The 20,724-nt window shown below is 60.6% G+C and carries 17 protein-coding genes; 5 read left to right on the forward strand and 12 right to left on the reverse strand.

What is annotated here, in order from left to right:
• The first annotated feature begins 144 nt into the window (after positions 1 to 144).
• The 5 genes from cobG (at position 145) to ACM6IO_RS10145 (ending at position 5,713) form a co-directional block, all read left to right on the forward strand.
• Entirely contained in the window at positions 145 to 1,452 is a 1,308-nt protein-coding gene (cobG, locus tag ACM6IO_RS10125) for a precorrin-3B synthase (protein ID WP_414911396.1), read from the forward strand.
• Positions 1,445 to 2,071: a precorrin-8X methylmutase gene (locus ACM6IO_RS10130; protein ID WP_008038718.1), complete on the forward strand. Its 627-nt coding sequence runs from the start codon at positions 1,445 to 1,447 to the stop codon at positions 2,069 to 2,071. Before cobG ends, ACM6IO_RS10130 begins: the two co-directional genes overlap by 8 nt.
• Entirely contained in the window at positions 2,071 to 2,802 is a 732-nt protein-coding gene (locus ACM6IO_RS10135; protein WP_032832463.1) for a precorrin-2 C(20)-methyltransferase, read from the forward strand. Before ACM6IO_RS10130 ends, ACM6IO_RS10135 begins: the two co-directional genes overlap by 1 nt.
• Positions 2,802 to 4,505: a precorrin-3B C(17)-methyltransferase gene (gene cobJ / locus ACM6IO_RS10140; RefSeq protein ID WP_414911397.1), complete on the forward strand. Its 1,704-nt coding sequence runs from the start codon at positions 2,802 to 2,804 to the stop codon at positions 4,503 to 4,505. Before ACM6IO_RS10135 ends, cobJ begins: the two co-directional genes overlap by 1 nt.
• Before the next feature lie 416 nt (positions 4,506 to 4,921).
• Complete coding sequence (locus tag ACM6IO_RS10145; RefSeq protein ID WP_192226970.1) at positions 4,922 to 5,713, forward strand: hypothetical protein; 792 nt, start codon at positions 4,922 to 4,924, stop codon at positions 5,711 to 5,713.
• A 46-nt stretch (positions 5,714 to 5,759) separates the two neighbouring features.
• Here ACM6IO_RS10145 and ACM6IO_RS10150 read toward each other — a convergent pair whose 3' ends face one another.
• The 12 genes from ACM6IO_RS10150 to ACM6IO_RS10205 form a co-directional block, all read right to left on the reverse strand.
• Positions 5,760 to 6,356, reverse strand: a complete 597-nt coding sequence (locus ACM6IO_RS10150) for a MarC family protein (RefSeq protein ID WP_008031249.1) — start codon at positions 6,354 to 6,356, stop codon at positions 5,760 to 5,762.
• Positions 6,357 to 6,420: 64 nt separating this feature from the next.
• Positions 6,421 to 9,198, reverse strand: coding sequence for a hybrid sensor histidine kinase/response regulator (locus ACM6IO_RS10155; RefSeq protein WP_192419745.1), 2,778 nt, complete (start codon positions 9,196 to 9,198; stop codon positions 6,421 to 6,423).
• Positions 9,199 to 9,297: 99 nt separating this feature from the next.
• Positions 9,298 to 10,593, reverse strand: coding sequence for a phosphoribosylamine--glycine ligase (gene purD / locus ACM6IO_RS10160; protein ID WP_414911398.1), 1,296 nt, complete (start codon positions 10,591 to 10,593; stop codon positions 9,298 to 9,300).
• A gap of 184 nt (positions 10,594 to 10,777) precedes the next feature.
• Positions 10,778 to 12,385: a bifunctional phosphoribosylaminoimidazolecarboxamide formyltransferase/IMP cyclohydrolase gene (purH, locus tag ACM6IO_RS10165; RefSeq protein WP_008038724.1), complete on the reverse strand. Its 1,608-nt coding sequence runs from the start codon at positions 12,383 to 12,385 to the stop codon at positions 10,778 to 10,780.
• Between the two features lie 81 nt (positions 12,386 to 12,466).
• Positions 12,467 to 12,787, reverse strand: coding sequence for a DNA-binding transcriptional regulator Fis (fis, locus tag ACM6IO_RS10170; RefSeq protein WP_007907419.1), 321 nt, complete (start codon positions 12,785 to 12,787; stop codon positions 12,467 to 12,469).
• Positions 12,784 to 13,794, reverse strand: a complete 1,011-nt coding sequence (gene dusB / locus ACM6IO_RS10175; RefSeq protein ID WP_150633367.1) for a tRNA dihydrouridine synthase DusB — start codon at positions 13,792 to 13,794, stop codon at positions 12,784 to 12,786. Before dusB ends, fis begins: the two co-directional genes overlap by 4 nt.
• Before the next feature lie 185 nt (positions 13,795 to 13,979).
• The gene (locus ACM6IO_RS10180) at positions 13,980 to 15,230 is read right to left on the reverse strand and encodes a DUF3426 domain-containing protein (protein WP_414911399.1); all 1,251 of its coding nucleotides are present in this window, start codon (positions 15,228 to 15,230) and stop codon (positions 13,980 to 13,982) included.
• 30 nt (positions 15,231 to 15,260) lie between these two features.
• Complete coding sequence (gene prmA / locus ACM6IO_RS10185) at positions 15,261 to 16,139, reverse strand: 50S ribosomal protein L11 methyltransferase (protein ID WP_008031261.1); 879 nt, start codon at positions 16,137 to 16,139, stop codon at positions 15,261 to 15,263.
• A 295-nt stretch (positions 16,140 to 16,434) separates the two neighbouring features.
• Entirely contained in the window at positions 16,435 to 17,793 is a 1,359-nt protein-coding gene (accC, locus tag ACM6IO_RS10190) for an acetyl-CoA carboxylase biotin carboxylase subunit (RefSeq protein WP_008031262.1), read from the reverse strand.
• A gap of 17 nt (positions 17,794 to 17,810) precedes the next feature.
• The gene (gene accB, locus ACM6IO_RS10195) at positions 17,811 to 18,275 is read right to left on the reverse strand and encodes an acetyl-CoA carboxylase biotin carboxyl carrier protein (protein WP_008038728.1); all 465 of its coding nucleotides are present in this window, start codon (positions 18,273 to 18,275) and stop codon (positions 17,811 to 17,813) included.
• A 24-nt stretch (positions 18,276 to 18,299) separates the two neighbouring features.
• Complete coding sequence (gene aroQ / locus ACM6IO_RS10200; protein ID WP_008031265.1) at positions 18,300 to 18,755, reverse strand: type II 3-dehydroquinate dehydratase; 456 nt, start codon at positions 18,753 to 18,755, stop codon at positions 18,300 to 18,302.
• A 131-nt stretch (positions 18,756 to 18,886) separates the two neighbouring features.
• Entirely contained in the window at positions 18,887 to 20,626 is a 1,740-nt protein-coding gene (locus ACM6IO_RS10205) for a protein-disulfide reductase DsbD (RefSeq protein ID WP_414911400.1), read from the reverse strand.
• Between the last annotated feature and the right edge of the window lie 98 nt (positions 20,627 to 20,724).

Raw genomic sequence — 20,724 nt, forward strand, 5'->3', positions numbered from 1 at the left:
GGAGGCCGCCTGATGGATTCAAGGTCGGAGCAAATGCGACACGTGGTCTTATGATGCTGCGCGGCAAAGCAGGCATAATACCGCTCGCCTCCGACGGGGGGCGCTCCCACTTCAGATCCGGTCATCCCTTTGAACGAACTCCCTATGTCCCGCGCTTTACGCCCCTCGGCCTGTCCGGGGCTGCTGCGTATCGTCCAGGCCAGAGACGGCGGTATCTGCCGGATAAAACTGGCGGGCGGCACCCTCACTTCCGAGCAGGCCAACGCTGTCGCCGAAGGTGCACAGCGTTATGCCGGCTCAGTGATCGAGGCCACTAACCGGGCCAATCTGCAGATTCGCGGCATCGTCAAAGAGCAGGAAGCGTTGATCGAAAGTCTGCTCGCCGCAGGCCTTGGCCCTTCGCATGCGGCGGGCGACGATGTGCGTAATCTGATGTTGAGCCCGAGCGCGGGTATCGATCGGCAGATGCTGTTCGACACGCGTGAATTGGCCGCTCAGATCCTCGCCACCCTGCAAGGGCAAGAACGCTTTCACGACCTCAGCGCCAAATTCGCCGTGCAACTGGATGGCGGTGAACGCCTGGCGATGCTCGAACACCCCCACGATCTGTGGTTGTCCGCGGTCGAGCGAGAGGGCGAGCGATGGCTGGCTTTCGGTCTGGCGGGATGCCCCACCGATCAACCGGCCGGTCGTGTTCCACTGGAAGATGGCCACGCGCTGGTGGTCGCCGTGCTGGAGCTTTTCCTGGAACTGGCGGGACCTGAACACACGCGGATGCGCCACTTGCTGGTCGACGTCCCTCAAGCCGAATTTCTCGCTCGCCTCGCCGAACGACTGCCTTTCCAGCCCGTTAGCATCTGGCAACGTTCAGTCAGTAACGAGGTGCTGCACATTGGCGCGCACCCGCAGGCGCAAGCCGGTCATGTCTATGTCGGGGGCGTGCCGCCTCTCGGACGACTCGATAGCACCATGCTTCGGGGCGCCGCTCGACTGGCGCAGGAATACGGCGATGCAACGCTGCGGTTCACGCCATGGCAAAGCCTGTTGTTGCCGAACATTCACCACGACAACGCCGATGAAGTCATCCGCCGCCTGCACGCGTTGGGCCTGATCTGCGATGCCGGTCAGGCCTTGTCGCGGTTGATTGCCTGCACTGGCTCGACGGGCTGCGCCAAGGGCCTGGCCGATACCAAGCAGGACGCTCTGCAACTGGCTGCGTTGCTGCAACGCCATGGCCAGCTGCTGAGCGTGCATCTGAGCGGTTGCCCGCGCTCCTGTGCCGCCGCGCACAGTGCGCCGGTCACTTTGCTGGCCGTCACCCCCGGTCATTACGACCTCTATTTTCGCGAAGCGGGGCAGCCGGGTTTCGGCGCCCTGCACGCACGCAACCTTACTATTGAAGCGGTCGACGCCTTGCTCGACGCCCGCTCACGGAGCCCCCTTGATGCTTGATTACATCCGCGACGGTCAGGAGATCTATCGCAACTCCTTCGCGATCATTCGTGCCGAGGCCAACCTCGAGCGAATCCCGGCCGATCTGGAAAAACTCGCGGTGCGGGTGATACACGCCTGCGGCATGGTCGATGCGATTGACGGCCTGCAATTTTCGGAAGGCGCGGGCAAGGCCGGGCGCGATGCTTTGGCCGCCGGTGCACCGATCCTGTGTGATGCGCGGATGGTCTCCGAAGGCGTGACCCGCACGCGTTTGCCGGCGAACAATGAAGTCATCTGCACCCTGCGCGATGAAAGTGTTCCGGAGCTTGCCCGTGAACTGGGCAACACCCGTTCCGCCGCCGCGCTGGAACTGTGGCGCCCGCACCTGGAAGGCAGCGTGGTGGTGATTGGCAACGCGCCGACCGCTTTGTTTTATCTTCTGGAAATGCTCGACGCCGGCGCGCCGAAACCGGCACTGATCCTTGGCTTCCCTGTAGGCTTCGTCGGTGCCGCCGAATCCAAGGCCGCACTCGCCGCCGACAGTCGCGGTGTGCCGTTTGTCATCATGCAAGGCCGGCTGGGCGGTAGCGCCATGGCCGCCGCCGCCGTCAATGCCCTCGCCACGGAGATCGAATGATGCAGCAACCTGGACGTTTGATCGGCCTCGGCGTCGGCCCCGGTGATCCGGAACTGATTACCGTCAAGGCCCTGCGCCTGCTGCGCGAATCGCCGGTGGTGGCGTACTTCGTTGCCAAGGGCAAAAAGGGCAACGCCTTCGGCATCATCGAAGCGCATTTGCAGGACGCTCAAACCCTGCTGCCGCTGGTGTATCCGGTGACCACCGAAGCCTTGCCGGCACCGCTGTCCTATGAACAAGTGATCAGCGATTTCTACGATGCGGCCGGCGAAGAACTCGCCGCGCACATGGATGCAGGCCGAGACGTGGCGGTGATCTGCGAAGGCGACCCGTTCTTCTACGGTTCCTACATGTACCTGCACGATCGCCTGGCCGAGCGATATGAGGCCGAAGTCGTGCCCGGTGTCTGTTCGATGCTCGGCGGCGCTTCGGTACTTGGCGCGCCGTTGGTGTATCGCAATCAGAGCCTGTCGGTACTGTCCGGCGTATTGCCGCACGACGACCTCAAGCGGCGTCTCGCCGATGCGGATGCGGCCGTGATCATGAAGTTGGGGCGCAACTTTCCCAAAGTCCGTCAGGTGCTGGAAGAACTCGGGTTGGCCGAGCGTGCGCTGTACGTCGAACGCGCGACCATGGCCAATCAGAAGATCGTGCCGCTGGATCAGGTCGAGCCGATGTCCTCGCCGTACTTCTCGCTGATCATCGTTCCAGGCGAAAGGTGGCAAGGCTGATGACTCGTCCAGCTCCGGCGATTGTCATTCTCGGCAATGGCAGCCTCGCGACCGCGCGCAAGATTCAGCAGGTGTACCCGGGTGCCTTGATCCACGGACTGGCCGAGCGGGTCGAGGGCGCGGACCGCATCTATCACGAGTTCGGCGCGACCCTGCGTGAGCTCTATCAGCAGGACACGCCGATCATTGCCCTGTGCGCCGCTGGCATTGTGATTCGCACCCTGGCGCCGTTGCTCCTGGAAAAGGGCGCCGAGCCACCGGTGCTGGCCGTTGCTGAAGACGGCAGCGCAGTGGTGCCGTTGCTGGGAGGTCTGGGCGGCGTGAACGTGCTGGCGCGAGAAATTGCGGCTGCACTGGACGTGGCGGCGGCGATCACCACCAGTGGCGAATTGCGCTTCGGCACCTGCCTGCTCAATCCACCCAGCGGTTATGCCTTGGGCGATCTGGAGCTGGGCAAGCGCTTCGTTTCCGATTTGCTCGCCGGTGAAACGGTGCGCATCGAAGGCGCGGCCCCGTGGTTGGCGCAGGCGCAGTTGCCCGAGGACCCGCGGGCGCGGCTGGCCGTTCACGTCGGTCATGCCGAGCGTACGCCGGCGGCCAACGAGCTGTTGATCTATCCGCGCAACGTGTTGGTGGCCGTCGGTACCGGCGTGGCCGATCTGCCGAGTGCGATTCGCGAGGCATTGCATCAGGCAAAGATCGCCGTGCAATCGGTGGCCTGTCTGCTGGCCGCCGATAGCGAAATGTCGAGTGCGGCGCTGCGTGAAGCGGCGCTTGAGCTGGGCGTGCCGCTGCGTTTTGGCAACGATGTCGGCGCAGTCAGTGAGCTGGCACGCAACGCCCTCGGTCAGTCTGTGAAGATCTTCGGCGACGACACCCTTGCTATCGCAGTGGCCGAGCAACCTCTGGACCCATTGTCGATCGGTCGTCCTCGCGGTCGCTTGGCGGTGATCGGCCTTGGCCCTGGTGCTGCCGAGCTGATGGTGCCGGCGGTCAAGGCCGAACTGGCGCGCGCCAATGATGTGCTCGGTTACGAAACCTATGTGCGCATGGCCGGCCCGTTCCGTGCGGATCAAGTCATGCATTGCACCGACAACCGCGAAGAGATGCAGCGTGCGCGCCACGCATTTGAACTGGCGGCGCAAGGACGGTCGGTGGTGGTGGTTTCTTCCGGTGATCCGGGAGTGTTCGCCATGGCGGCTGCGGTGCTCGAAGCACTTCACGAGTCCAGCGATGCCGCGTGGCACAACGTCGATCTGGAAATTCTGCCGGGGGTTTCTGCTTCACTGGCGACGGCTGCTCAGGCCGGTGCGCCGCTGGGGCATGACTTCTGTGTGCTGTCGCTGTCGGACAACCTCAAGCCTTGGGAGATCATCGAGAAGCGTCTGGACCTTGCATCACAGGCCGACCTCGCCCTGGCGTTCTACAACCCGATTTCACGGTCCCGTCCATGGCAACTTGGCCGGGCGCTGGAGATCGTCGCGCAATACCGCACACCTGCGACGCCGGTGGTGTTGGGGCGTGACATCGGTCGCCCGGGGCAGACGCTACGAGTGACGACGCTTGGCCAGTTGACCCCGGACCAGGTGGATATGCGCACCATGGTCCTGGTGGGTTCGTCTACGACCTGCGTGTTTTCGCGTATGGGTGGTGGTGACTGGGTGTACACGCCGCGTTGGTATGGAGAAAAGCCTGCCACCTGAAGCGTTGCGCTTCGCTAAAAAAAGCCACGGCCGGGTTTCCACTCGATTTGCCGTGGCTTTTTCTTTGCACTGTCGTAAAAAACATTCGCCAGAGGATGTAGGTTAATTCCTGAGTGAATAGAGGATATTTACCTTCTAGCTCTCTTGGTGAGTCGGATTATTTACCTTTCTGCGTAAGTTCAGTTCTTGTTTTTTTAATGGGGCGTGCAGGCGTGTGCGGATCTATTGGGTTTTTCTGCTGTTTGGTTTTTATTGATTTGTTGTAATTAATTATGGTTCGTTACATCTCGATATTTGCAGGTTGTTTTGTTGTTTTTTTATAAGTCGGGGCGCTGTTGAATCTATTGGGTGGGTGCGATAGTTTTTCGACGGAGCCAGTTCGGCTTTTATATATATTTGAATTTAAGGTTTATAAGATGAATAAAATGAATGAAGCAGAAGCCAGTCTTTATTTCGATCAATGTCTTGAACAATGTCGAGCCAAACTTGAACTTGCCGGTCCGAAAATCCAGGCGCGCTCTGCAGTAAAGTTGCCGATTGATCGGGATGAATTGAATGCCGCCATCATGGGCAGTGGCATCGTTGGTTTTCTGGAGGGGATGTCGAGGCGTAACAAACGCATTGTAAAAAACACCTACGCCTATGCCGATATTGCCTCAAAACTTCTATTTCCGGGGAAGGCAGAGAAGGTTGCTCGCTACGAGTGCTTTAAAAAATTGCTGTTTGCCACGGGCTGGACTGAGTATCACAGTGCGTTCACTCAGTACAAGTCAAGTACTGCCAAGTTGACGATGGATAATGTTGCGCTGGATATTGTTTATTCTGTCGCCGGTGGCGTTGCGGGTTCTGCTGGGGGCGCGTTGAAAGTTGTAGCGGAAAAAACCATTGAGGCGCTGAAAAAGCAACCTGATGCGGTCAAGCTATTTGAACGTCATGCTGTTGAATCCAGTGGTGCGAACTTCGGTGTGTCTGTGTGCAAACAAGACGAAGACGCTGAAGTTACGATGGCCGTAGGCACAGTGCGTTACGACTCATCGGTCAACAATACCAAAGTTATTTTTGTCGAATGGAACAGCTCTGACGTTGAGATGTATCAAGGTAAAGCGCTCTTTACCATTCATGAGGAGGACTTGCGCAAAGAGGCTGAGTGCATCAAATACCTCGACGATCTTCGCGAGGCTGTGTTCATGGAGTTTTCGCCTGTTTAAAAGAACCGGGTTGCCAGAGGCATCAAGCCTCTGGCATTCCATCGTCCTACGGCACCAGATACCCTTTCACACCGGTGAAAATGATCTGCGCCGCCAGTGCACACACAAACAACCCCATCAGCCGACTGACAATCTGCAAGCCCTGGTCGCCGAGAATGCGTTCGATGCGGTTCGACAGGTAAAGCACCACACCAACGGTAAAGCTGGCCAGGGCAATGCTGAGGATGGCGGTGAGCTTGTCATCCCAGTGGGGCTGGCTCACGCCCATCACCAGCAAGGCGCCGATGGTGCCGGGGCCGACGGTCAGGGGGATGGTCAGCGGGACGATGGTGACGTCCTGCTGCACGTTATCGGTCTGGACCGCCGACTTGCCCTGGGCCATGCCCAGTGCCGAGATAAACAGCACGCTGCCGGCACCGATGCGGAACGCATCCACGGTAATGCCGAAAACACTGAAAATGTACCGTCCGAACAAATACAGCAAGACACTGGAAATCAGTGTGGCCGTTGCCACTTTCCAGGCCAGCCGCCGTTGTTCCTTGCGCGAATAACCGCGGGTCAGGCTGATGAAACAGGACAACACGAAGAACGGGCTGTAGAGCACCAGCATCTTCAGGTAAACGCTGAACAACACGTGGAGCATGATGCAGGCTCACTGGCGAGAGAAGTCGTGGGGGAGTCTATCAGGCGTTGCAGGGTCTGTCGGCTCAGGACGGTTGTGTTGCCGTCCGTTGCTGTTGATCGCGCTGGGCGACCCAATGTTCGATCAGCTCGCGCAACTGCGACAGCTCGACCGGTTTGGCCATGTGGCCGTCCATGCCAGCCTGACGTGCGCGCTCTTTATGCTCGGCGAGGATGTGTGCGGTCAATGCCACCACGGGGGTGCGAATCCGTTGGTTGCCGACTTCCCAGGCACGCAATTGCTGGGTGGCCGAGAAACCGTCGAGGATCGGCATTTCACAATCCATCAGCACCAGGTCGTAACGTTGGGCTTTCATTGCCTGCAAGGCTTCTTCGCCATTGCTGGCGGTGTCCGGTTGCAGGTTGAGTTTGCCCAGCATGCCGCGAATCACCTTGGTCGAGATGCTGTTGTCTTCGGCCACCAGAATGCGGAAGTCGCTGGGAACCTTGACCGGCAAGGTCGGGCCGGTGGACGGGAACTGCGATACCGCGAGGCCCTTGTTGCGTTGATTCAGTTCATCCGCCAGCGTGGTCTTCAAGGTGTAGCCGGCCACTGGTTTGGCGAGGATGCGCTTGATCCCGGAGTTGCGCGCGATGATCTTGCTCGGCGCATTGCTGATGCCCGTGAGCATGATCAGCAGGATGTCGTGGTTCAGGCTCGGGTCTTCCTTGATCTTGGCCGCCAGTTGCATGCCGGTCATGCCGGGCATGTTCTGGTCCAGCAGGACCACGTCGAAGTAATCGCGCAGGTGGGCCTTGGTGCGCAGCAGCGCCAGGGCTTCCTTGCCGGACGGGACCGCGCTGACATTCAGGCCCCAGGCACTGCACTGCTGCACCAGTACCTTGCGGCAAGTGTCGTTGTCGTCCACCACCAATACCCGTGCGCCCTGCAGCGGGCCATCGAGGTCGGACGTCGGGTGTTCGAGGCGGTCGGGGTCCAGCGGCAAGGTCAGCCATAAGGTGCTGCCCTGGCTGGCGCCGCTCTTGATGCCGAATTCCCCTTGCATCAGGCGAATCAACTGACGGGCGATCACCAGCCCCAGGTTGCCGCCCAAGCGAGTGGTCGAGAGGAAGTTCTTGCTGTGCAGTTCGGCGTGCATCAGCGCGTCGCGTTCTTCGGCGTCCATCGGCTCGCCGCTGTCTTGTACGGCAATGCGCAAACGCGGTTTGGCCGTGCGCTCGTCGAGGGCGACGACGATCAGGATCTCGCCTTCGTCGGTTTTCTTCAGGGCGTTTTCCAGCAGGCTCAGCAGCGTCTGGCGCAGGCGCGTCGGGTCACCGCTGATGACCCGCGGCACTTGTGGCTGGATAAAGCTGATCAGCTCGACGTTCTGCTGTTCGGCCTTGGCGCGGAAGATACTCAGGCAGTCTTCGATCAGTGCATTGAGATCGAACTGCACATCGTCGAGCTCGATCTGCCCGGATTCGAGCTTGGAAATGTCGAGAATCTCGTTGATCAGGGTCAGCAGTTCGTTGCCGGCGCTGTGAATGGTTTGCACGTAATCGCGCTGCTTGACCGAGAGTGGCGTGCCCAACAACAGTTCGGTCATGCCCAGTACGCCATTCATCGGGGTACGGATTTCATGACTGATCTTCGCCAGGAATTCGGCCTTGGCATTGATCTCGGCGTTGCTGGCGGCCAGATCGCGGCTGACGCTGAAACGGTCTTCGGTGATGCTGCGCTGGCGTTCGCTCAGGGCAATGCTCATCAACAGGCCGCTGATGCAAATGAACACCAGCAGGGCAATGATCAGGCCTTGCGGTTCTACCAGCGTCAGGCCGAGCAGCGCCGGCAGGATAATCAGCGTGCCGACGTTGAACACCACCATGGCGGCCACGAACAGCCGGGCCGGGCGATAGCCTTTTTGCCAGTGCCAGGCGCTGACGAACAACATGGTGAGGCCCGCGAGGGCGACCAGCGCGTAGGTGATGATGTTCAGCGGCAGCGTGTTGACGAACAACAGCAACAGGCCGCAAGCCACAATGAACAGGATGTCGCCCAGCAGCAGCTTGTTCAGCGGGTGCGGGCCGAGCGGGGCGAAGAAACGGTAGGCGAACATCAGCCCGCACGGTGCGGTCAGCAGCAGGGCGAGGTAAGCGCCCGGTGTTTGCACCGCATGCCAGTCCGACAGCCATGGGCCCGCGAGATTCAGCAGCAGCGCCAGGCTGATCATCAGCAGCGCTTCACAACCTGCCAGCCACAGGCTGCTGCGCGACCGGGTGTAAGCGTAACGGATCAGGTTGTGCAGGATCAGCATCCCGATGCAGCCGAACAGCAGGCCGTAAATCAGCGTCTGGCTCTGATTGGCCGCAGTCATGATTGCCGATTGCAGGGTGATGTAAGGCCGCATCTGGTGTTCGGACACCAGGCGCAGGTAGACGTCGAGGGGTTTGTCGCTTTGCGGCAACGGCAACATGAAGTCGCTGTTGGGTAATGGCCGTTCTGCCTGAGGCTGTTCGGTGCCGGTGTTCAGTTGCTCGATCAGCTTGTCGCCGTCCAGCACATAAAGATTGAGGTGCGACAGGTCGGGAGCGAACACCCGCAGCAACTGCTCATGCTTGCCGGGTGCCAGCCTGAAGCGTAGCCAGAGTGCACCACCGGGCTCGGCCGCGGTGAGGCGTTCGAGTTCGATGGGGCTGAATTGATTGGTGAAACGAGCGGAACGGATGTCGCTGAGTTGCAGGTCGCCCTGTTCGTCAAGCAATAGCGCCCAGCCACTGCCTTGCGCGGCCTGGGCCGGAAGCATGCAGAGCAGCGTCAGCAGCGTGACTGTGAAACCTATGGCAATCCTGAGCCAGCGCACGGCGAAATCCCTTCGTAGGTTGATGCCAGAATATAACTATGCGCGGCGCCGGAATAGTCCGGCAAGGGCTTGAATCCCAAGCCCTGCCGAATGGATCGCTTATTCCTGATTTTCGCCACGCTCACGGGCAATGGCACGGTAGCCAATGTCCTTGCGATAGAAGCAGCCTTCCCAGTCAATCTTCGCGGCCAGCTTGTAAGCCTGCTGCTGGGCAGCATCAACGCTGGCACCCATGGCAGTGGCGCAAAGCACCCGACCGCCGGCCGTCACCACTTGACCGTCCTTGAGCGCAGTACCGGCGTGGAAGACTTTGCCTTCCAGCGCTGCGGCTGCATCCAGACCGTTGATGGCGACGCCTTTAGCGTAGTCGCCAGGATAGCCGCCCGCTGCCAAAACAATACCGACGCTCGGACGTGGATCCCATTGGGCTTCGACCTTGTCCAGTGCTTGCGCCAGGGCCGCCTCGACCAGCAACACCAGGCTCGACTGCAAGCGCAGCATAACCGGTTGGGTCTCAGGGTCGCCGAAACGGCAGTTGAATTCGATGACTTTTGGGTTACCAGCCTTGTCGATCATCAAACCAGCGTAGAGGAAACCGGTGTAAACATTGCCTTCCTCGGCCATGCCGCGCACGGTCGGCCAGATCACCAGGTCCATGACGCGCTTGTGCACTTCGCTGGTGACGACTGGTGCAGGGGAGTAAGCACCCATGCCGCCGGTGTTCGGGCCGGTGTCGCCGTCGCCGACGCGTTTGTGATCCTGGCTGGTGGCCATCGGCAGGACGTTCTTGCCGTCGACCATGACGATGAAGCTGGCTTCTTCGCCGTCCAGGAATTCTTCGATGACCACGCGCGAACCGGCTTCGCCAAACGCGTTACCCGCGAGCATGTCGCGCACGGCGTCTTCGGCTTCGGCCAGTGTCATGGCAACGATCACGCCCTTACCGGCGGCCAGGCCATCGGCCTTGATCACGATCGGCGCGCCTTTTTCACGCAGATAAGCCAGGGCTGGCTCGATCTCGGTGAAGTTCTGGTAGTCGGCGGTCGGGATCTTGTGGCGTGCCAGGAAGTCCTTGGTGAAGGCTTTCGAACCTTCCAGCTGCGCGGCGCCAGCGGTCGGACCGAAGCAGTCCAGGCCACGGGAGCGGAACAGGTCGACGACGCCGGCAACCAGCGGCACTTCCGGACCGACGATGGTCAGGGAAGCGTTTTTCTCGGCGAAGTCGGCGAGTTGCTCCAGTGCGAGCACATCGATAGCGACGTTTTCGCACTTGGCTTCAATGGCGGTGCCGGCGTTGCCCGGAGCCACGAAAACTTTCTGCACGCGCGGATCCTGAGCCACTTTCCAGGCCAGGGCGTGTTCACGGCCACCGCTGCCAATGATCAAAACATTCATTTCAAAAACCTCGGATGACGCTAATTCTGTTGAGTAGCCTGAGCTGTCTGGCTAACGGTGCGCGGCATTAGCTGCTGCGCTGACCCTGTAGGAGCGAGGCTTGCCCGCGAAGGCATCACCTCGGTATTGCAGTTGCACCGCGGCGTTCTCTTCGCGGGCAAGCCTCGCTCCTACAAGAGCTGGATCAGTGACGGAAGTGGCGCATGCCGGTGAAGACCATCGCGATGCCGGCTTCATCAGCTGCTGCAATCACTTCGTTGTCACGCATCGAGCCGCCTGGCTGGATCACCGCAGTGATGCCGACCTTGGCCGCGTTGTCCAGGCCGTCGCGGAACGGGAAGAACGCGTCGGATGCCATGACCGAACCCGCCACCTGCAAGCCGGCATGTTCAGCCTTGATCGCGGCAATACGCGCGGAGTTCACGCGGCTCATCTGGCCAGCGCCGACACCGATGGTCTGGCGGTTCTTGGCGTAGACGATGGCGTTGGACTTGACGTACTTGGCGACTTTCCAGGCGAAGATCAGGTCGTGGATTTCCTGTTCGGTCGGTGCACGCTTGGTCACGACTTTCAGGTCATCGGCGCTGATCATGCCGATGTCGCGGCTCTGCACCAGCAGGCCACCGTTGACGCGTTTGTAGTCCCAGGCAGCGGCGCGGTCAGCCGACCACTCGCCGCAGGCCAGCAGGCGCACGTTGGCTTTTGCCGCGACGATGGCGCGGGCTTCTTCGCTGACGCTCGGGGCAATGATCACTTCGACGAACTGACGCTCGACGATCGCCTTGGCGGTCTCGGCATCCAGTTCGCGGTTGAAGGCGATGATGCCGCCGAACGCGGATTCAGTGTCGGTGGCGTAGGCCAGTTCGTAGGCCTGACGGATGCCGCCTTCGGCGTCCGGGCTCACGGCAACACCACACGGGTTGGCGTGCTTGACGATCACGCAGGCCGGCTTGACGAAGCTCTTCACACATTCCAGCGCGGCGTCGGTGTCGGCCACGTTGTTGTAGGACAGCTCCTTGCCTTGCAGTTGGGTCGCGGTGGCGATGCCGACTTCGGCAGGCTTGGCTTCAACGTAGAACGCCGCGCTCTGGTGCGGGTTCTCGCCGTAGCGCATTTCCTGAGCCTTGATGAACTGGCTGTTGAAGGTGCGCGGGAACTCGCTGCGACCTTCGGTGCTGAGGGTGTCGGCGGCCTGGTTCACGGTGCCCATGTAGTTGGCGATCATGCCGTCGTAGGCAGCGGTGTGTTCGAAGGCCTTGAGCATCAGGTCGAAACGCTGAGCGTAGGTCAGGCCGCCGGCCTTCAGGCTTTCCAGCACGTTGGCGTAGTCGCTGGCATTCACCACGATGGCCACGTCTTTATGGTTTTTTGCCGCGGAACGGACCATGGTCGGGCCGCCGATGTCGATGTTCTCGATGGCGGTCGGCAGGTCACAGCCTGGCTTGTTGATGGTGGCTTCGAACGGGTACAGGTTGACGGCCACCAGATCGATCGGCTTGATGCCGTGTTCGTTCATGATCGCGTCGTCGATACCACGACGACCGAGGATCCCGCCGTGGATTTTCGGGTGCAGGGTTTTCACCCGACCGTCCATCATTTCTGCGAAACCGGTGTAATCCGCGACTTCCACTGCGGCAACGCCGTTGTCACGCAGCAGCTTGAACGTTCCGCCGGTGGAGAGGATCTCGACGCCCAGGGCTTCGAGCTCTTTGGCGAATTCGAGGATCCCGGTCTTGTCGGAAACGCTGATCAAGGCGCGGCGGATCGGCAGGCGGGTAGTCTGGTCGGTCATTTCAATTTCCATCAAAAGCAAAGGAGTCAGCAAAAAAGGCGACCGTTTTTACGCGGGCGCCTTTCTGGTTTGATTGAATGCTTACAGCAAATCGTACTGCTTGAGTTTCTTGCGCAGGGTGCCTCGGTTCAGCCCGAGCAGCTCGCTGGCCTTGGTCTGGTTACCCTTGACGTAGTTCATCACGCACTCGAGCAGGGGCGCCTCGACTTCGGAGAGCACCAGGTTGTACACATCCGTGACGGCAGCGCCCTCAAGGTGGGCGAAATAATTGTGCAGCGCCTTCTCGACACTCCCGCGAAGGGTCTGGCCTTCTTCGCTCGGCGTATTGAGGTGCTGTTTCAAATTCACGTTGTCGCTCACGGGTGTTGTTCCACTCACTAAAGTCTCGGTCATCATCGTCATGCGGCCACCTCTTCTCCGTCCCCTGTCAGGCTCTTGTAACGTTCGGCGAAGAAGCCCTGAACGTTGGCGCATTGTGCTTCCGTATCTTCCAAACGATTGAAGTGGGCGCGAAACTCCCTGGCGCCCGGCAAGGTTGCGAGATACCAGCCCACATGCTTCCGAGCGATCCGGACACCCATGACGTCTCCATAGAAGACGTGCAGTGCGGCCAGATGCTCTAGCAGAATGCGTTCCACCTCGATCAGCTCCAGCGCCGGGAGTTTCTCGCCGGTACGCAGGAAATGGTCGATCTCGCGAAAAATCCATGGCCGCCCCTGGGCAGCCCGTCCAACCAACAGTCCATCGGCACCGGTCGCGTCGAGCACGTAGCGGGCCTTTTCCGGCGAATCGATGTCGCCATTGGCGAAGACCGGCATCGACACGGCCTGCTTGATCGCGGCAATGGTGTCGTACTCGGCTTCACCGGTGTACAGATCGGCGCGGGTGCGGCCATGGACCGCCAACGCCGTAATGCCTGCCTGCTCGGCGATCTTCGCCACCGTCAGACCGTTCTTGTTGTCCCGGTCCCAGCCGGTACGGATCTTCAAGGTAACCGGCACATCAACCGCAGCCACCACGGCCTGCAGGATCTCGGTCACCAGTGCTTCATCCTTCAACAATGCGGAACCGGCGGCCTTGTTGCAGACCTTCTTTGCCGGACAGCCCATGTTGATATCAATAATCTGTGCGCCCAGTTCGACGTTGGCCCGGGCCGCATCCGCCAGCATCTGCGCATCGCCACCGGCGATCTGCACCGAGCGTGGCTCGGGATCACCTTCGTGGATCATGCGCATGCGCGATTTGCGGGTGTTCCACAAGCTCATGTCGCTGGTGACCATTTCCGAGACTACAAGTCCTGCGCCCAGTCGCTTGCACAGCTGACGAAAGGGTTGGTCGGTGACACCCGCCATAGGGGCGAGAATCAAGCCGTTGTGCAATGTGTATGGACCGATGCGTACCGCCGACATAGGACTTTCCAGTTGTGGGGCCGGATCATGAGAGTTCGAAAAAGGGTTGGCATGATACCCGCTCTCGATGACTGGATAAAGGCTGAATTGAACAAAATCTGAACAGTTATTCTGTTATTGCCAGCAGTTTGGTATGAGCGGTCTCTGCCAGAAATGTGCCGTCAAACCCGTAACACTGAAGCGTTTCACTCGGGTGAGTGAAAGCTCAGGCTGTAGTTCACGGCTTTGGCGCCTGGGTCGAGGATGTCCAGGGCGATGTGGATCGGCGTTTGCGGCGGCATTTCCGCCATGCCTTCGAGATCGCCGTTGAGGTACTCGCCAGGCTTGAAGCGGCGGCTGGCGATCAGGTGACCGTTGAGGTCGGCAAAGCGCAGCTCCAGCAACGGGAACGGCTGGGAGAAGGGCGCGCGGTTGTAGATGATCGCGTCGACCACCAGCGCGCCATTGAATTCCGGATGGCTGCGTACCACCAGGTTGCTGCTCTTGATTTTCGCGATGTCGACTTTTGACGGCACGGTGCAGCCGATTTGCGGGCAGAACTGCTGGAACCACGGACGGTACTGATCCTGACGAGCCAGTTCGTCAAAATGGTAAGCGATGTATTGACCCGCGAGTGCGCCAGCGCCGAGCAGGATCAGCAGCAACCAGAAAAACCGTCGGCCCCAGGGCGAGCGGCGTTTTTGCCAGTCAAGTTGCAACGGGTCATCGGTCAGGTCTTGCAGCACCTCGGCGCGTACGCCCGGTTCGCTGCGTTCACGGCGTTTGCGCAGCGGTTCGATCGAAGGCAGGTCGTCGTCGATATCGTCACTGGCGTCGGTGGCTGACAGGCGTTCGTGATGGAGCGGGGCGTCGAGTGGATCGTTCAGGCGCAGTTGCGGCGGCAGAGTCTCGTCGTCCAGCTCCACGGGTTCCAGGGACAGCGAGGGTTCGGTGCGCGAAGGTTTGCTCGGCTCGATTGCCGGCTCCGGCGTGAGGGGGGCTTCGGCAGCTTCTGTCGCTTGCGCCGCTTCGGCGCGATCGGCGGCGGATTCGCTGAACAGGCTGTCGGACCACGGCTCTTCGTCGTGCTCGGCGTTATCGCGGCGGGCGCTCAGGCTGTCTTCGCGGTGGCGACCGAATTCGGTGGTCGGCTGGATTTCCCGCTGTTCCAGTCGAGCGAGTTCTTCATCCAGGTCCAGGCTGTCCAGGTCCAGTTCGGCGGCAGTCCACTGCTTCTGGCTGATGGCCCGTGGTTCTGGCTCGGCTGTCTCGACGATGGCCGGAGCCGCCGGGGGGATCACTTCCTTGCCTGCCTGCTCAAGCAGTTGCTTGGCGGCGTTGAACACCTGCAGGCACGAGCCGCAACGAACCACTCCACGGGCCACGCTCAACTGAGCATGGCTGACGCGGAAGCTGGTTTGGCAATGCGGGCACTGGGTGACGAAGCTGTCGGTCATGCGGCGATCCGGATTATGCAGGCGCTCATTCTAGCGCCGACGGCCAGTGATGCGCACCCAGCCATCGCGATTGGCGATCGGGTCCAGATCGAAGTCCTGCGCGTAGGCGGCGGCTACTTCATCACCTTGCTCGGCGAGGATGCCCGACAGCGCCAGGCGACCACCCGGCTTGACCAGGCTCGACAGTTGCGGTGCGAGGGAGACCAGCGGGCCGGCGAGGATGTTGGCCACCAGCACATCGGCCTTAACCTGTGGCAGATCTTCCGGCAGATACAGCGGGAAGAGCGCGTCGGCGATGTTGTTGCGACCGGCGTTGTCGCGCGAGGCTTCCAGCGCCTGCACGTCGATGTCAGTGCCAACGGCTTCCTTGGCGCCGAGCAGCAGGGCGGCAATCGCCAGAATCCCCGAGCCGCAACCGAAGTCCAGCACGTTGCAGTCTTTCAGGTCCTGACCGTCGAGCCATTCCAGGCACAGCGCGGTGGTCGGGTGCGTGCCGGTGCCGAACGCGAGGCCCGGGTCCAGCAGGATGTTCACGGCGTCGGGTTCAGGCGCGGCGTGCCAGCTCGGCACGATCCACAGGCGTTGGCCGAAGCGCATTGGCTGGAAATCGTCCATCCAGCTGCGTTCCCAGTCCTGGTCTTCGATGACTTCGCTGTGATGCTCGGGCAGCGGGCTGCCGGTCAGCAGCTCCAGATGCGCCAGGACCGAAGCGGCTTCGGTGCCGCCTTCGAACAGGGCCAGCAGGTGCGTGTGCGACCACAGCGGGGTGGTGTTGAGTTCCGGTTCGAAGATCGGCTGGTCTTCGGCGTCCATGAAAGTCACCGACACGGCGCCCACTTCAAGGAAAGCGTCTTCGTAGGTTTCGGCTTGTTCTGGGCTGATGGCGAGACGGACTTGCAGCCAAGGCATGGCGGGCACCTTTGAAAAATATTGATTGCAGCCTAGCGGGCTGCGAGAAGCGCGCAAGTTTACGCGAGCGCGAGGCAGAAGACGACAAGGTCGACATATGCGTGTTCTTCGTAGGAGCGAGCGGTGCGACGATTCGACTTGCCCGCGAAGGGAGCGCATCAGTCGTGCAGACATACTGCGGCGCCTGGTTCGCGGGCAAGTCGAATCGTCGCACCGCTCGCTCCTACAGGGGGATATGAAACCTTCAGAAACAACAAAGCCGCCCGAAGGCGGCTTTGTTGATCAGGCTAAAAGCTTAGTGCTTTTCGCCAGCCAGCTTGTGTTCCAGGTAGTGAATGTTTACACCACCTTTGCAGAAGCCTTCATCGCGGGTCAGGTCGCGGTGCAGCGGGATGTTGGTCTTGATCCCGTCGACAACGATTTCGTCCAGCGCATTGCGCATGCGCGCCATGGCTTCGTCACGGGTTGCGCCGTAGGTGATCAGCTTGCCGATCAACGAATCGTAGTTCGGCGGAACGGCATAACCGCTGTACAGGTGCGAATCGACGCGAACGCCGTTGCCGCCTGGAGCGTGGAAATGCTTGACCGTGCCTGGGCTTGGCATGAAGGTTTTCGGGTCTTCGGCGTTGATCCGGCATTCCAGCGCGTGACCGCGGATGACCACGTCATCCTGGGTGAACGACAGCTTGTTGCCGGCGGCGATGCTGAGCATCTCCTTGACGATGTCGATACCAGTGACCATTTCCGAAACCGGGTGCTCTACCTGGACACGAGTGTTCATCTCGATGAAGTAGAAGTGACCGTTTTCGTAAAGGAACTCAAAGGTGCCGGCGCCGCGGTAGCCGATGTCGATGCACGCCTTGACGCAGCGAGCGAGGACTTCCTGGCGTGCTTTCTCGTCGATGCCCGGTGCCGGCGCTTCTTCGAGAACCTTCTGGTGACGACGTTGCAGCGAGCAATCGCGGTCGCCCAGATGAATGGCGTGGCCCTGGCCGTCGGAAAGTACCTGGACTTCCACGTGACGTGGGTTGGTCAGGAATTTTTCCAGATAGACCATCGGGTTGCCGAACGCCGCGCCTGCTTCGGAGCGGGTCAGTTTCGCCGAGGAGATCAGGTCTTCTTCGCTATGCACAACGCGCATGCCGCGACCACCACCGCCGCCAGCGGCTTTGATGATCACCGGGTAACCGACTTCGCGACCGATGCGCAGAGCGGTTTCTTCGTCTTCCGGCAGCGGGCCGTCAGAACCCGGAACGGTTGGAACGCCGGCAGCGATCATCGCGTGCTTGGCCGATACCTTGTCGCCCATCAGGCGAATGGTGTCGGCTTTCGGACCAATGAAGGCGAAGCCGGAGTTCTCGACCTGCTCAGCGAAATCAGCGTTTTCCGCAAGGAAACCGTAGCCTGGGTGAATGGCGGTGGCGCCGGTCACTTCAGCCGCGGCGATGATTGCCGGGATGTGCAGGTAAGAGTGGGCGGCCGAGGCCGGACCGATGCAGACGGATTCGTCTGCCAGGCCCAGGTGCATCAGCTCTTTGTCGGCCTTGGAGTAAACGGCGACGGTCTTGATGCCCATCTCTTTGCAGGCACGCAGAATCCGCAGTGCGATCTCACCGCGGTTGGCGATCAGAACTTTTTCCAACTTCGCAGTCATCAAAGTTTCTCCGCGGTTCAAACGATGGTGAACAGCGGTTGGTCGTACTCAACCGGCTGGCCGTCTTCGACGAGGATGGATTCGATCACACCGCTGGTTTCAGCTTCGATGTGGTTCATCATCTTCATGGCTTCGACGATGCACAGGGTGTCGCCTTTCTTCACGGTCTGGCCGACTTCAACGAAGGACGGCGAGCTTGGCGAAGATTTGCGATAGAAGGTGCCGACCATTGGCGAACGGGCAACGGCGCCGTTCAGGGCAGGGGCGGACGGTGCAGCAGGAGCGGCAGCGGCGGCAACCGGGGCAGCAGCGGCAGGCGCTGGAGCCGGAGCGTGCATTGGCGCCGGAGCGTAGTATTGCTGAGCCGGGGTTTTGCTATGGCGGCTGATGCGAACGGACTCTTCGCCTTCCTTGATCTCGAGCTCGTCGATGCCGGACTCTTCCAGCAGTTCGATCAGTTTCTTAACTTTACGGATATCCATGAATCATCAACTCCCAAGGGTCGGTCAGGGGCGTATAGCTTGTTGTTCAAGCTGCTCTAGTGCAGCCTCCAGGGCCAGTCGATAACCGCTGGCGCCAAGGCCGCAGATCACTCCCACCGCTACGTCGGAGAAGTAAGAGTGATGGCGGAAAGGTTCGCGTTTGTGCACGTTAGACAAATGCACTTCGATGAATGGGATGCTCACCGCCAGCAGCGCGTCACGTAATGCGACACTTGTGTGTGTAAAAGCTGCTGGATTGATCAGAATGAAGTCCACACCTTCGCTGCGGGCAGCGTGGATGCGGTCGATCAATTCGTACTCGGCGTTGCTTTGCAGGTGCAGCAAATGATGGCCGGCTTCACGAGCGCGGCGTTCCAGGTCCTGATTGATCTGCGCCAGTGTCGTAGCGCCATAGGTGCCCGGTTCACGGGTGCCGAGCATGTTCAGGTTGGGGCCGTGCAGAACCAATAGGGTCGCCATCTGCTGTTCCTCGTTATCCGTGTGCATTTGTCAGAACCCGGCGACTATGCCGCAAAGCCTTTGTGACTGTCCAGTTCTATGCAATAGCCAGCACGATGGCCGATGTTTGCGCGAAATATGTGACCGGGTGATTAAATCCGGTCATTTGCTTTGGATACACGTTCGGCGAAGTCCGTGGCGCTGATTTCGCCGATCACTCGTACATCGGCGCGTTCGACACCGTCCTTGCCGAAAAACATCAGCGCCGGTGGGCCGAATAGTGTGTAGCGGTCGAGGAGGGCGCGTTGCTCGGCGTTGCTGGCGGTGATGTCGAAGCGAATCAGCCGATAACCCTTGAGGCGTTCGACGACCTGCGCGTCGTTAAGCACTTTGTGTTCGATGACTTTGCAGCTGATGCACCAGTCGGCGTACCAGTCGAGCAGCAGTGGCGTACCGGAGGATTTGGCTTCGGCGAGGACGCGATCGAGTTCGGCCGGAGTCGTGACGGTTTGCCAGTCGCTGGTGTTCTGCGATTGCTCGTTGCTGCTGACGACACGCGGCTGGCCGATTGGGTTGAACGGATCGGTCTGGCCACTGAAGGCGCCATACCAACAGGCCAGTGCATAAAACAGCAGGAACATTCCGAGTAACTGGCCCAGGCGTTTTCGCGGAGGTTTGTAGACGAACTCCAGCGCGCCCATGAACAAGCCGACACCGCCGGCCAGCAAACCGATCAGCAACAAAGTGATCTGCCCCGGCAGCACGCGACTGAGCAGACCGATCGCCAGACCCAGCAACAACACGCCAATCGCGTTTTTCACGTAGACCAGCCATGGTCCGCTTTTCGGCAGCCAGGCGGCGCCGCCAGTGGCCACCAGCAACAGCGGTGCCCCCATGCCGAGGCCGAGCATGAACAGTTTCAAGCCGCCGCCCAGCGCATCGCCACTGGCGCTGATGTACAGCAGCGCGCCGGCCAGCGGTGCCGAGACGCAGGGTGAAACCAACAGGCTGGAAACCACGCCCAGCACCGCTGCGCCCCACAACGAACCGCCTTCGGTGCGCCCGGCGATGCGATCCAGCCGGCTGCTGATCGCGTGCGGCAACTTGAGTTCGAAGACACCGAACATCGCTAGGGCAAACAGCGCAAAAAACATTGCGAACGGCACCAGCACCCACGCCGATTGCAGCCGCGCCTGAAGGTTGAGCTGTGCGCCGAACATCCCCATCAGCGCACCGAGCAGGGCGAAGCAGGCGGCCATCGGCAGCACGTAAGCGAGCGACAGGTTGAAGCCGCGCAAGCCACCCACCTGGCCACGCAACACCACGCCGGAGAGGATCGGCAGCATCGGCAGCACGCAAGGGGTGAAGGTCAGGCCAAGGCCCGCTAGGAAGAACAATGCCAGCTCCCGCCAGCTCCAACTCGTGGTGGCGCCGCCACTGCCGTCGATACTCAGGCGTTCGGTCTCGGGCGGATAGCACAGGCCTTTGTCGGCACAGCCTTGATAGGTCACCGCCAGCGTGAAGGCGCGTTGATCGCTGCGCGGCAGTTCGACATCGAGAATCCCGTGGTAAATCTCGACGTCGCCGAAGTACTCATCGTGTTTCTGCTCGCCTTTGGGCAGCTGTGCCGGGCCGACTACGATCTCGGCAGGGTCGGCGCGAAACTGAAAGCGATGGCGGTAGAGGTAATAACCCTCGGTGGCGACAAAACGCAGCTTGATCGATTGTGGCGTGCTGTCTATCAGGCTCAGTTGAAAGGCTTCGCGCACCGGCAGGAAGTCGGCGCTGTTGTTGATCGACCCCAGGGTGGAACTGGGTCGACTCTCCAGCAAACCGGCGGCGGTGGCCGGCAGGGCGAGCACTAAAAGCAGCAGGCAGAGCAAACGGCGCATGACGATCTCGCGTATCGGAATTGGGGGCATGATAGCGGACAGTTGCACGGATTGCCCCGCCCCTGTAGGAGCGAGCGGTGCGGCGATCCGACTTGCCC

This window comes from Pseudomonas sp. IT-P44 (assembly GCF_949768225.1).
Classification (GTDB): domain Bacteria; phylum Pseudomonadota; class Gammaproteobacteria; order Pseudomonadales; family Pseudomonadaceae; genus Aquipseudomonas; species Aquipseudomonas migulae.